Origin of the sequence: Aliagarivorans marinus DSM 23064 (genome assembly GCF_000429485.1) — a bacterium.
Lineage (GTDB): Bacteria > Pseudomonadota > Gammaproteobacteria > Enterobacterales > Celerinatantimonadaceae > Aliagarivorans > Aliagarivorans marinus.
Genome location: NZ_AUBY01000040.1, coordinates 1 through 12,551 on the forward strand (window position 1 = coordinate 1; position 12,551 = coordinate 12,551).

Consider the following 12,551-nt stretch of genomic DNA (forward strand, 5'->3'; position numbering starts at 1 on the left):
CGTCCAAAGTGACCACGTACACTTGATTGTAAAGGTTCCGCCAAAGCTGAGTGTTTCCAAGCTGATGGGGGCGCTAAAAGGGAAGATAGCTCTGAAGCTATTCAACAAGTTTCCGTACTTGAGGAAGAACAAGCTTTGGGGCAACCACTTTTGGCAGCGAGGGTATTTCGTAGATACTGTGGGTATTAACGAAGAAATCATACGCCGATATGTAAGACATCAAGAGAAAGTTGAGCGTCAAGAGCAAGGTGAGTTGGCGCTGCACTAGACAAAGGCCCCCTTCGAGGGGGCTCATTCAAAGCCACCTTCTTTAGAAGGTGGATATTTACTGCTGTCTGATTATTGATCTGGGATCTCATACACCCGACGCTTTTTGGTCTTAATAACGACATTGCTCTTTTTCGGGCTATCGTCATAACTGCCAGCAACATAGCGCGCTTCACGTTTGAAGCTGGTTGCTGCAGGAGCGCTGGGTTTCGGAGAAGGAGCAATGACAGGAGGCTGTGGTGGCTTTTCAGGCATAGCAAACTTGAATCCACAATCTCGACAAGCCATCAAGGGTGGCTTGTGGCCGCCGCAAGAAGGGCAGACATGTTTATCACTCACTAGCGAGTCCTTCTTAGAAATGTTTAGGGGATAAAAAAGACGCACAACTTACCACTGTTGGCGTCGTTTTGCATGTTTTCCTACCAATTTAGTTGAACTTATCTTGATTGTCCTACCACATTGAGTAATTGATAAAATTATTATCTGCCGAGGTGATTCACTTCGATGATAACTATCTGCTTATCAATCACTTGCCAGCGAAGGTTGACATGAAAAAGTGTCACGCCGTAGATGCGCTCGTCACTGCTCTGTTTCTTGTATGCCGGGCGCGGATCTTGCGCGAGCACCTGTTCGACCACCGCGCGTTGCTTAGCACCTAAACCATGCTCTTCGGCTTGAGCTAATGCTGCATCCTGCCACTGTACCGTCAGGTCGCTCTCTGGAGCCGATTGGGCAAAGCCGCCTTGGGCGTCAGGGTGGCTGTCGGCATAGGGAACATAGGGCTTGATGTCGTAGACCGGGGTGCCGTTGACCAAATCGCCGCCTTTGAACACCAGCACCGGGCCGTTGGGTGTTTGCTCTATCTTGGCCAGCTCCATCACCGACAGACCCAAACCATTGGGGCGAAAGCTGGAGCGGGTGGCAAATACCCCTAGCTTTTGATTGCCGCCCAAGCGAGGAGGGCGCACCTTGGCCTTCCAGCCTGCTTCCGAGTTTTGGTGAAAGGCAAATACCAACCAGCAGTGAGAGAACTGCTCCAAGCCTTCGACAAAGTCTGAATGGTTAAACGGCGCCTTGAGTACTAAGCGGGTCTCGGCGCTGGTTACCAAGCCGGGCTGGCGTGGCACGGAAAACTTTTCTGCGTAGGGGCTTTCAATTACCCCGATCGCTTCCAGCACTTGGTTAATAGGAGCTTGGTTTACAGGAGATGGGTTCATGCGCGCTTGGGTCATTCCTGAGGAACGGAGAAGGCGCGAGCAAAGCAGCTCAGCATAGCTTCACAACCGACTGGGTCGGTGACGGGGTAGCACTGCTGGATAACAATGGTATTGGCACCAATCAATGAGGCTTGCTCACGGGCATCGTTACGGGCATCCACCAGTTGCGGTGGCATATCGTTGCTGCTTTCTTGGCAAGCAATGCCTTCCACCACCCCGAGGTACTCTGAGTTCAGCTCGTCGAACTGACCATCTTCGAGCACTTGTACTCGGCTGGCGGGCACGTAGTTTTCGAAGTTTTCTCTGTCGAGGTTGGTATTAAAGCTATAACCACCGGAGCAAGCGGAGAGCCCCAGAGTCATAATCACAAATGCGAGGTATTTCATAGTGTTTACAACGGTTATGATGGAAAGCCCTAATTCTACGTTAAAAGCTGGCCGCTAACCCAACTATATTGTTAACTATAAACTGATAGGATGATGAATACTCAAGGATGCAGAGTTTGAGCGAGTTAGCAGGCTCACCTAAGTTACCGGGGCAAGCGCAACGTCTGAGCGTGATTGCCATCTTGTTTTGTGCATGCCTGGTGGGAGCCGGAGCCCTTAGCCACTCTACTGACTGGCGCTATCCCGGTTGGCTGAACGAGCTGTTTACCATTTTGATATGGTTGACCGTTGGTGCGATCTCCCTGGCCTCATACTTCAGTTATCGCAGCAGCAAAGAGTATCGCCTGCTAATCGTTGGCAGTGGCTTTCTGGCGCTGTTTTGCCTGTACGCCTTCAAGCTGCTCGGTACCAGCCCGGCACTGGCGAGTTGGATTGGCACCTCTCTTCCGGAACTTCATGACTGGTCCACCCTGATGGTGCGCAGCATGCTCGCCAGCGTACTGGTAAGCGGGATGCTGCTGATTAAACGCGAACAACGCTTGGGCAGTGGCGGCAAGCTTATTGTGCGGGTGCTGCTTAATAGCGCGCTGTTGTTCTCGGTGCTCAATATTACCTTCCTGTATTTGATGGTATCGCCATTGATGGACAAGGTCACCACGGCGTTCTTCCAGCTGGTGGATATCTCGGTATCGCTGGTCTTTATCTGTGGAGTGTTGCTGTTTAGTTGGCGCCATCGTTGGGAACGTGGCGGGGTGGATTACGCCTTGATGCTGATGCTGCTGGGTAACACCATTGTGCATATCTGGATCTTACCGGTCAGCCGCTTTTCCGAAGGCATGTCGATGCTGCTGGCGGGTGTTGTCGAGCTACTGTGTTACTTGTTGCTCCTTAAGCAAGTGCTGGTGGCAGGGCAGTCGTTGCATCGGCGCAGCCAGGCGTCGCGCCACGATGAGCGGCTCACTCGCTTAGTGGATGCAGCGCGCGAGCGAAAGCTCACCATGGCGGAACGCTTTCAGTTAAAGATCAGCGCCAAGATTGCCTTGCTGGCGGTGTGCCTGTCGGTGGTGGGGATTGGGGTGACTTACACCATCTTTTATGCCTCGTTCGTGGAGGCCTTAGAGAAGGAGAAGTCTGTTGAGCTGGACTTGCGCAGCCATATCCAACAGGTGCGTTTGCAAAACCGTTTCGACGGGCTTTACCTGCAGGTTCAGCAGTTTAGTCAGATCCCGCCCTTTGAATTGTTCCAGGAGCAGCAATACGTCAGTGGCGAGTATCTCCCGGTGGAGCGTGCTTACTGGCAGGAGCGCTTAGGCAACAGCTTACATACCTTGCTGGCGCGCAACCCCAGCTTTGCCGCAGGCCATCTGTACGTCATTGACGAGGGTTTGGTGCAGCCCTATGTGAGGAAGGTGTCCTCGCACCTGAGTCAGGGTCCATTAACCAGCCCCAGCCAAGAGCTACTCAACCGCGCGTTGCGTAACCCTTTGCGCACTCAAGCGCAGGTCATCCGCGGCTCAGAGAGCCAGCAGTGGCAAGTGGCCCAAGCGGTGGTCGATTCCATGGGCCAGCCCAATCTTATTTTGTTGATTTACGTGTCTTTGCCAGAAGTGCTGGGCAGTATCGACCCTATTTATCCCATCGAAGATGGCATGCAAGCTGAGCTGCCCAATTCTATCTATGACAAGAATGGCAATCTGCTGTGGAGCACCGATTTTGATGGCAGCCAAGGGCTGTTGTCGGTGTTCCAAAACTACTCGCGCTTAAAAGGCCTGCTCGACTCGCCCATTCAGGATGTGGATGAGCAGGTGATCAAGGTCGGCTACCACCTCTATAGCATCCAACGCTTTGCCTATCTTCCGGGGATGCCCGGGGAGTATTTGGAGTTGGTGCAGGTGGAAGACCATCGCAAAGCGCTGGCGGCAACTCGCAGTGCGTCCTCACAAGCGCTTTGGGCGGTGATAGCGGTGGTGGCGCTGGTGATCTTCGTGGGGTGGTTCTTCGCCCATACCATCGTCGGGCCGGTGCGTTATCTGAGTAACGCGACCCTGTTGTTTGGCGAGCGTAATATCAAGGTGAACCTGCCGACCAACGCCAGCGATGAGGTGGGAGTGCTTGCCAAGGCCATCGATACCATGCGCGAGCAGGTGAGTGCCCGCACTGAAGAGTTGCAGCAAGAGGTGGTGCAGCGCCAGCGCAGCGAGCGAGAGCTCAAATCGGCCCGCCAACGCGCCGAGCAAGCCTCGGTGGCCAAGAGTGAGTTTATGGCGGTGATGAGCCATGAGATCCGTACGCCGATGAACGGAATCCTTGGGATGAGCCAGCTGCTCTCAAGTACTCATCTGGAACCCAGTCAGCGTGACTATCTTGAAACCATCGAGAGCTCCAGTAAGGCCTTGATGGGCATCCTTAACGACATGCTGGATTTCTCCAAGATTGAAGCTGGCAAGTTGGAGCTGGAGCGGGCACCGTTCAATTTGTACAACGCGATTAGCGATGTGGTGCACCTCTACTCCCACCATGCTCAGGTCAAGAACATCCGGGTGAATGTGGATTATGCCGAGGATAAGCCCCGCTGGTACTGGGGCGATCTGGGGCGGGTGCGCCAGATTATTTTGAACTTAGTCAGCAATGCGGTGAAGTTTACCCTGCAAGGGGAAGTGCGCATCAAGGCCACCCGCTACAGCAATACCGTGGGTGAACATCTGTTGTGTATCGAGGTCAGTGATACCGGGATCGGCATCGAAAAAGAGGCCCAAAAACAGCTGTTTGTGCCATTTACCCAAGCGGATTCTTCGACCACCCGACGTTTTGGCGGTACCGGTTTGGGGCTGGCTATCTCCCAGCAACTGGTGAGCCTGATGGGCGGGCGCATCGAGCTGGAATCCGCGCCTCAGCAAGGCTCGACCTTTTCAATTTTGCTTCCGCTTGATGCCTTAACCGAGGAGGAGATCGAGGGGCTACAGCAAACCCAAGCAGAAGTTGGCGAGTTGGGTGACTCCTTCCCGCCGATTGCTGGCCGAGTGCTATTGGTGGAAGATACCATGGTCAACCAGCGTGTGGCGGGTTTGATGTTAGACAGCTTTGGTCTGGATGTGGTGTTGGCCAATAACGGATTGGAAGCGATTGAGCGTTATAAAGAGTGGAAGGACGATATCTCCTTAATCCTGATGGACTGTTTGATGCCAGAGTTGGATGGCTATCAGGCGACTATGCGGATCCGGCGTATGGAGAAAGATGTAAGGCGTGTGCCGATTGTCGCCTTAACCGCCAATGCCCACCGTGGCGCCTATCAGGCCTGTCTCGATGCAGGCATGGATGATTTCCTCTCCAAGCCGATAGATCGCGAGGCGCTCTATCGGGTGCTGAGACACTGGATTGTGACTATGGATAAGAAGACCAAACCCGATATGGATGTAGATGAATTGAACGAACGGATTGAGAATCAAGTCGCCGCGGCCCAAGCCAAGTCGATAGAAAAAGAAGCAAAGTCGCTAGAGCAACAGGCCCTGTTGAGCCCTGAGTCGGCGTCATCAGAACCGCCACGCGAACAGGAGGCGTCAAGCGTCGCCGGCGCTGCTCTTCAGCACGTGGAGCTGGAGGTGTATCAAGAGATGCGCGAGAGCATCGGTGAAGATTTCGGTCTGATACTCGAGCAGTACTTTGAAGAAACCGACGAGATGATAGCTCAGCTGCACACCGCCATTGAGCAGCAGAACCAGCCAGAAGTGCAGCGGCTGGCGCACAGTATCAAGTCCAGCAGCGCTTACTTTGGTGGCCATGTTGTGCATGATCATGCCAAGCAGTTAGAGGTATTGGCAAAGCAGCAAAGCGATGCCGAAAGCCTCATGCCGTTAGCGGCCAAGCTTAAGCAAGTCTATCAGCTTACCCGCGAAGAGATGGCGCAGCTGCAACAGCGCGAGAGTGTCTAACAGTTCGGTTTTATTTTCACTTAATACTTGGGCGGACCGGGGAAAAGCAGGTCCGCCGAACACCTCTCTAAACGCACTTCGTTAGCGTAATTCTCTCCTAAGTCTCCCGTTAACCGGTCCTATAAGTTGCTGCTTGGCTGGAAAATTGCAGTCATTTCGGGCAGTGTTATGACCTTTGCCAGCTTTTGATGTAGAAAACAGTGGCGATTTTCCGAGCAAAATCACCTCTGTCTACACAGCAAACGGTGGTCAATTGTTCCGGTGTTAACAGTTATACGTCCTGAGGGAGTAGGTGCGTGTCGATATCCAAGAAGTTATTAGTTGTATTCAGTTTTATTGGCGTACTGATGTTCGGCTCTGCCGGGCTGGTGTACTGGCAGATTACTCAGGTCAATCAGCTACAAGCGCAAGTCAGCCAGGTTCAGATGCCGATTGTGGCCAAGAGCAACCAGGTTGAAAGCCAGCTCCAGCTCACGCTTAGCTCGCTGCGTGCCCACATTATTCATGGCGCCGATCCGGCCCACCTGCAGGACTATGTCTCTCAGCTAATGGGCGCCTGGCAAGAGATTGAGCTGAGCCTTGATGAGATTGCAGAGCTAAGTGGAGAAGCCATGGATGACCAGCAACTGGCCAAGTTTCGCCAGCTGCGAGACCTGCAATTTGAGATTGCTCAGCTAGCCCATACCGATGACAGCCTGCCTGCACATAGCCTACTACGTTACGACTTAGCCCCACTGGCGGAAGAGGCCATGAGTCAGGTCAGCTCGGTTATCCAAGAGGAGTTATCACTGCCGGGGATCAGTACTCGCAAGACGCGCATGTTGTTAGTCGCGAATATGAGCGAAGCGCGCAACGAGCTAGCGAATGCGTTAACCGCCCTGCGCAGTTTTATCCTCAGTGGCGACTCTGCCGAGCGTCGCAGCTACCAAGATTACATGTCCAGCCACGCTGGTTACGTGGAGTCGGTGAACCAAAATAGTGCATTGCTTACCGATGAACAGGCACGTTTGTGGCAACAGTTCGTTGAGCTGGTGGATATTTTCACTCCCATGGTGGAAGAGTTGTTCGATATTCGTGGCGGCGACAACTGGGATGTTGCCAACTATCGATTGGCTCAAGAAGTGCTGCCATTGATGAGCGATGTGCAGGCTCAGGCAAGCCTGTGGAGTGAGCAGCAGCAACAGCAGTTACTGGCCGTAGAAGACCTGCTGGAGCATCGCGGCCAACTGATTGCGCTGCTGGTGTTCGCGGGGGCTGCCGTGGCCCTGCTAGTAGGCGGGATCGCAGTAATGCTGCTAAGTCGGCAGATTTCTTCTAGCCTGGCAGTGGTGAACGCCCGCGCCGAGGCCATTGCCGCGGGCGATCTGTCTCAGCCAGCGCTGGCGGTAACCGGTAAAGACGAGGTGGCCCAGCTAACCCGCTCCATCAATATCATGTCAGAGCACCTTAAATCACTGATCGACGGCGTCGGCAGCGCGGTAGCGCAGGTCTCCCGTGGCGCAGATAGCGTGGCAGTGCGCTCACAAGGTATTGCCAGCGAGCTGGGTAACCAGCGCGGTAAGGTTGAGCAAAGTGCCACCGCCATCGAGCAGCTATCACTAGCGGCCAAAGAGATTGCCGAGAACACCTCATCGGCTGCCGAGCAGGCGCTAAGAGGCGGGCAAGTGGCCAGCGACGGCGGCGGGGTGGTGGAAGATACCATCACCATCATGCAGCAGATTGAGTCGGCGGTACAGGGGTGTCATCAGCAGGTGTCATCGCTAAGCCAAGCTGGTGCAGAAGTTGAAAACATCACCGAGGTTATCTCGGCGATTGCCGAACAAACCAACCTGTTGGCCTTGAATGCGGCCATTGAGGCGGCGCGCGCTGGGGAGCAAGGGCGCGGCTTTGCGGTGGTTGCCGATGAGGTGCGCAATCTGGCTCGGCGCACCAGTGACTCTACCGATGAGATTTCCGAGGTTATCGCGCGTATTCGTGAGCTGACCTCGCAGGCCCAGAGCGCCATGGACCACAGCTCTGAGCTGGTGGAACAAGGCCGCAACGTGGTAGCCGAGGCAGGCAGTGCGCTGCGGGAAGTGATTACCACGGCCGGAGATATCTCCGATCGGGTGAACGCCATTGCCAGTGCTACCGAAGAGCAGTCGATGGTGGCAGGCGAGGTGGCTAACAGCCTAGAGGTGATAGCCCATATTTCCCAGCAGTCGGCTTCAGAGGCACAAGCCAGTCAGCAGCTAACCGATGAGTTGGAAGAGCAAGTTGGCGAATTGAACCAACAAATTGGTCGCTTTGTGTTGTAAACTTCGCTCAAACTCAAGATACAGGCAGCTGCAGTGAAACCAGCAATCTTTTTAGACCGCGATGGGGTGGTCAACGTCGACAATGGCTATGTAAGCGAAGTCGATGACTTTGAATTTATCGAAGGCAGTATCGAAGCCATGCAAGCGCTGAAGAAAGCAGGCTGGCTATTGGTACTGGTGACCAATCAGTCGGGTATCGCCAGAGGCTACTTTTCTGAAGAGCAGTTTATGTCACTCACCGAGTGGATGGACTGGTCGCTGGCAGACCGCGGCGTCGACCTCGACGGGATCTACTTCTGCCCCCATCACCCAACTAAAGGCCTAGGTGATTACCTGCAAGACTGTAACTGCCGCAAGCCGAAGCCGGGCATGCTGCTCGATGCCGCCAAAGAGCTAGATATCGATTTGGCGAACTCGTGGATCGTCGGTGACAAGCCCGCCGATCTGCAAGCGGGTCAAGCTGCGGGCTTAAGCAACTTGCTGTTGGTGCGCTCGGGTAAGCCGGTCACCGAAGAAGGCGAGGCGCTGGCCACTAAGGTGGTTGATGATTTGGCTGCAGCGTCTGAGCTAATTTTGCAAAGCTAATCGGTTCTTTCGAGTAGTAAAAAGGCGACCCTCGGGTCGCCTTTTTTGTCTCTATGTCGCTGCACGATTAGTCGTGGAAGGTCTCGCAGGCATACAGGGTGTTTTCAATCAGGGTTGCCACGGTCATTGGGCCAACACCGCCGGGTACCGGAGTGATATGACTGGCATGCTGTGCAGCGGTGGCGTATTCCACATCGCCCACCAATTTTCCTGACTCCAAGCGGTTGATGCCCACATCGATCACAATCGCGCCCGGTTTGATCCACTCACCGGGGATAAACTCAGGAATACCGACACCGACTACCACTAAGTCAGCGCGGCGAACGTGGAACTCCAGATCTTTGGTGCGGCTGTGGCAGATGGTTGGGGTGCAGCGTTCAAGCAAGAGCTCCAGCAGCATTGGGCGACCCACAATGTTAGAGGCGCCAACCACCACCGCTTCCATACCCACCAGGTCGATACCTGTGGTTTCTAGCAAGGTCATAATGCCTTTCGGGGTACATGGCTGCAGGGCAGGGTTCTTCTGACACAGACGGCCGATGTTGTAAGGGTGGAAGCCATCAACATCTTTGTCTGGGCGAATGTGCTCAACCACTTTATCGGCATCGATACCTTCAGGCAGTGGCAGTTGAACCAGGATGCCGTCGATGCTTGGGTCGTTGTTCAGGGCGTCAACGTGTTCGAGTAGCTCGGCTTCAGTGGTATCGACAGGCAGGTCGATAGAGCGAGAGACAAAGCCGACGGCTTCACACATTCTGCGCTTGCTACCTACGTAGACTTGAGAGGCCGGATCGGCGCCAACCAGAATCACAGCAAGTCCAGGAGCACGCTTACCTGCGTCTACTCGCTGCTTAACTTTCTCGGCGACTTGTTGCTGCACCATTTGTGCAGTCTTTTTTCCATCAATAATTTGCGCGGTCATAATGCCCTTTATTTCAGCACGGTGGGATTGAAGTTAAGGAGCGCCTATTTTGCATGCTAGCCCGTAAAAAGTCAGTATCTTTTGAAATTGGGTGTTGTTTGAGCGCTCAGGCCAATTCCGCAAAAAAAGGTTTGACGCTCCCCAAACGAGGCAGTAGTATTCGCCACCGTTGTGAGGCGGTAATCGCGCTTAACCAACTAGGTATCGAACGCTTTTATAGCTGTGATTTGCAATAGTAAATCGTAATGCGCCCTTAGCTCATCTGGATAGAGCAACGGCCTTCTAAGCCGTAGGTAGTAGGTTCGAGTCCTACAGGGCGTGCCATACTTTATGGACATGGCATAGTCTGTACGATGGTGGGTATAGCTCAGTTGGTAGAGCCCCGGATTGTGATTCCGGTTGTCGTGGGTTCAAATCCCATTACTCACCCCATCTTTGCGGGAGTGGCGGAATTGGTAGACGCGCTAGATTTAGGTTCTAGTATCGCAAGGTGTGAGAGTTCAAGTCTCTCCTCCCGCACCATTATTTGACGGATAACGCAGTACCAAAGCGTATCGTCACAAAATTTGTCGGTGAATAGCGCAGTTTGGTAGCGCATCTGGTTTGGGACCAGAGGGTCGGGGGTTCGAATCCCTCTTCACCGACCACCTTTCGAAAGCCCTGCTCGTTGAGCGGGGCTTTTTCGCATCTGGCGGAAGCAAAAGCCCGCTAGTTCACCGGGCTTTGACAGGCCATGTTTCTGGGCGTATGAGGGTTATTCGTTCAAACGCTCCAACTTCGCTTCAATCTCTTTCATCTTGTTCGAGACCACCTTCTCTAGATGGCGTAAGTCTCTGAGGATTTCTGCTTTCAGATCATGCTCCACCTGCTCGCGTTTGGTCAGTTGGTCGAGCTCTTCAACGATGAAGCGCAGGTTGGTGTTGATCTCCGACACGTCCTTATAGGTTCCGCGGCCGCCGTCGACTAATACCGTCTTGCGTTGTCTCGGGAATTTAAGCTTCATGCTACGAGCGAACAGTTCACCGCGCTGTTTATGAAAGTAGATCTTGATGATGTCGTGATTGGCCTCTTGACGCAGGCTATAGCGCTCAATGCTGGTTGGGTTGCTAACCCCAATTCCCTGTAAGTTCTTGTACATAGTTCCCTCGGATTGCGACTGTTCCTACTAGCAGGATAGCCTATAAATTCTGCCGTGGTTGTGAAGATTTAAGCAGTTTTTTTCAGCCAGGGCAGTAGCTTAGAAGGTATTTGCTTACGCATGCAGTTAACTCAGCCAGGCAAGCAGTACACTCATTGCGACAGCGGTTGCGCAAGCAGACAAGCAGTGGATCCCAATGGCCCGTCCTCCTGCTATCCAGGCGAGTACTCCTTTAATTAGGGTGTTGCTGGTCGCGGCGAGCAAGATCCCTAAACTGGCGACCTTGCTACTGAGACCCTGCTGATACTGCTCTACTAAAGAAAGGCTTATCGCATCAACATCGGTCAGGCCTGAGAGAACGGCTAAGGGATAGAGTCCTGCATCACCGAGCCACGTTTTGGTAAGCGTAACAATGACTAGTACGCTAGTGAGTAGCGCAGCAAACTGCAGCGCCTTGCCTAGCTCAAAGGGGTTGCGCAGTGGCAAGTCAACGGCTTGGATTGGGCTTTGTTGGCGTCGCCACAACCAAATGGCCCACAGCAGTAATATAAAGGCTGCGCACAGCAAGGGAATAGCGAGTAGTTCAAACAAGGTAGGGGTTAACAAGGCAACGATTATCGCAAGGCGTAGGTACATCATCCCACAGGCTAAGAGTATCGCCGCTGACAAGGTGGTAGCAGCTTGCCAGCGGTGCTGCATTCGTGCCAAAGATACGGTAACAGCAGTGGAAGAGACCAAGCCGCCAAAAAAGCTGGTCATCAAGATCCCGAAGCGGGCGGATAGCCAGTGAGTGGCGAAGTAGCCGAGCATACCTAAGCCGGAGATAAGCACCACCAACCAGCCTATCTTTGCTGGGTTGATTGTTTGCCACGGGTCGATAGTGCGCGCTGGAAGTAACGGCAATAGCACTACCGCGATCACTAAAAACTGCAACATGCCTCTAAGCTCTGGGGACTGAAGTTGTTTGAGCCAGCGATGTATCGTTTGCTTATAGTGCAGCAGAAGAGTAATGACCACCGCAAGGCTTGAGGCTTCCAGTGACAGCTCAAAATGCGGCATCACACCCAGCCAGTAAGTGAGTAGTGCTGAAGCGGCGGTGGTAATACCAAGGTCGTTGTCGCTGGCCGCGCTAATAATATGGGCTGCGATAACTAGCGCGCACAGCCCGAGGAACACGAAACCCATTAGCAGGCCGTTGAATCCATTTTGACTATCTAACAAAGCGGACACACCACCCAATGCAGCGAACAGGATAAAGGTACGTAATCCTGCGACGCGACGACCGTCGGACTGCTCCCGTTCTTGCCACCCGCGCTCACTACCGATCAGCAAGCCCAGCAATAGACTGAGACCGAGCTGCATCAAAGGAGCATAGGCGGTAGTTTGCATAGTGCTGGCTATTGGAGGGCTATAGCTAAAGTGTAACTAGCAGATGTTCTTGTATCCGTGCGCCAATGCTCAGAACGGGGAAGGCTATGCCAGCTTTGCGAACGGTAGAACCGACGACGCAAGTAGAGGTGTAGTGTGAGGCCTCATTAGTTTGTTTAGGTAATGAATGGCATTCGCGCCTATTAATGCCAACAATCAGTGCGGTTTGAAATGCACTTTACAAACATTAATGCTTAATCAATCGCCAAAAACGTGTGTTTTTTATGCTAAATGGAGCGTTTAGCTCAATATCTGACCGCTTGGCGTCGAAAGTGTGATTTTCTTCAAAAAAAGCCTTGCGCAAAATCCTCGGCTCCCTATAATGCGCCACCACTGACACGGCACGGCGCAACAGGGTTTGCGGTGAAAGCAGGTCAGGGTT

The 12,551-nt window shown here is 53.4% G+C and carries 11 protein-coding genes and 4 tRNA genes; 8 read left to right on the top strand and 7 right to left on the bottom strand.

The genetic code is table 11. The features are described 5' to 3' along the window. Positions 1–268: IS200/IS605 family transposase (gene tnpA / locus G461_RS0114235; protein ID WP_026972341.1), on the top strand; the 268-nt coding region annotated here is incomplete at its 5' end. 71 nt (positions 269–339) lie between these two features. Here tnpA and G461_RS26140 read toward each other — a convergent pair. From G461_RS26140 to rcsF, 3 genes are all read right to left on the bottom strand, one after another. Next, positions 340–606 carry a hypothetical protein gene (locus G461_RS26140; RefSeq protein WP_157360327.1) on the bottom strand — a complete coding sequence of 89 codons (267 nt, stop codon included), beginning with the start codon at positions 604–606 and terminating at the stop codon, positions 340–342. A 140-nt stretch (positions 607–746) separates the two neighbouring features. Next, the gene (gene tsaA, locus G461_RS0114245) at positions 747–1,484 is read right to left on the bottom strand and encodes a tRNA (N6-threonylcarbamoyladenosine(37)-N6)-methyltransferase TrmO (RefSeq protein ID WP_051333585.1); all 738 of its coding nucleotides are present in this window, start codon (positions 1,482–1,484) and stop codon (positions 747–749) included. An 11-nt stretch (positions 1,485–1,495) separates the two neighbouring features. Then, positions 1,496–1,870 (bottom strand): Rcs stress response system protein RcsF, encoded by a 375-nt coding sequence (gene rcsF / locus G461_RS0114250; RefSeq protein ID WP_026959502.1) that lies wholly within the window; start codon positions 1,868–1,870, stop codon positions 1,496–1,498. 116 nt (positions 1,871–1,986) lie between these two features. Between rcsF and G461_RS25590 the strand changes: the two genes are divergently transcribed. The 3 genes from G461_RS25590 to gmhB all read left to right on the top strand — a co-directional run bounded on the left by G461_RS25590 (position 1,987) and on the right by gmhB (position 8,681). Beyond that, positions 1,987–5,799, top strand: coding sequence for an ATP-binding protein (locus G461_RS25590; RefSeq protein ID WP_051333586.1), 3,813 nt, complete (start codon positions 1,987–1,989; stop codon positions 5,797–5,799). 296 nt (positions 5,800–6,095) lie between these two features. Then, positions 6,096–8,096, top strand: a complete 2,001-nt coding sequence (locus G461_RS0114260; RefSeq protein ID WP_026972344.1) for a methyl-accepting chemotaxis protein — start codon at positions 6,096–6,098, stop codon at positions 8,094–8,096. Between the two features lie 33 nt (positions 8,097–8,129). Continuing rightward, complete coding sequence (gmhB, locus tag G461_RS0114265) at positions 8,130–8,681, top strand: D-glycero-beta-D-manno-heptose 1,7-bisphosphate 7-phosphatase (RefSeq protein ID WP_035480379.1); 552 nt, start codon at positions 8,130–8,132, stop codon at positions 8,679–8,681. A gap of 67 nt (positions 8,682–8,748) precedes the next feature. Here the strand turns inward: gmhB and folD are convergent, their stop codons facing one another. Continuing rightward, positions 8,749–9,603 carry a bifunctional methylenetetrahydrofolate dehydrogenase/methenyltetrahydrofolate cyclohydrolase FolD gene (gene folD / locus G461_RS0114270; RefSeq protein WP_026959505.1) on the bottom strand — a complete coding sequence of 285 codons (855 nt, stop codon included), beginning with the start codon at positions 9,601–9,603 and terminating at the stop codon, positions 8,749–8,751. A 247-nt stretch (positions 9,604–9,850) separates the two neighbouring features. On the opposite strand from folD, the gene G461_RS0114275 reads away from it, so the two are divergent. The 4 genes from G461_RS0114275 (at position 9,851) to G461_RS0114290 (ending at position 10,250) form a co-directional block, all read left to right on the top strand. Continuing rightward, a tRNA-Arg gene (locus tag G461_RS0114275) sits at positions 9,851–9,927 on the top strand. A 32-nt stretch (positions 9,928–9,959) separates the two neighbouring features. Further along, positions 9,960–10,035 (top strand) — tRNA-His (locus G461_RS0114280). Between the two features lie 5 nt (positions 10,036–10,040). Beyond that, a tRNA-Leu gene (locus G461_RS0114285) sits at positions 10,041–10,125 on the top strand. A gap of 48 nt (positions 10,126–10,173) precedes the next feature. Further along, positions 10,174–10,250, top strand: a tRNA-Pro gene (locus G461_RS0114290). Between the two features lie 107 nt (positions 10,251–10,357). On the opposite strand, the gene G461_RS0114295 is transcribed toward G461_RS0114290, so the two are convergent. From G461_RS0114295 to G461_RS26280, 3 genes are all read right to left on the bottom strand, one after another. Next, positions 10,358–10,741, bottom strand: coding sequence for a DUF3461 family protein (locus tag G461_RS0114295; protein ID WP_026959506.1), 384 nt, complete (start codon positions 10,739–10,741; stop codon positions 10,358–10,360). A 126-nt stretch (positions 10,742–10,867) separates the two neighbouring features. Further along, positions 10,868–12,130: an MgtC/SapB family protein gene (locus G461_RS0114300; RefSeq protein ID WP_026972346.1), complete on the bottom strand. Its 1,263-nt coding sequence runs from the start codon at positions 12,128–12,130 to the stop codon at positions 10,868–10,870. A 226-nt stretch (positions 12,131–12,356) separates the two neighbouring features. Beyond that, the coding region (locus tag G461_RS26280; RefSeq protein WP_026972347.1) for a hypothetical protein at positions 12,357–12,551 on the bottom strand (195 nt) is incomplete at its 5' end.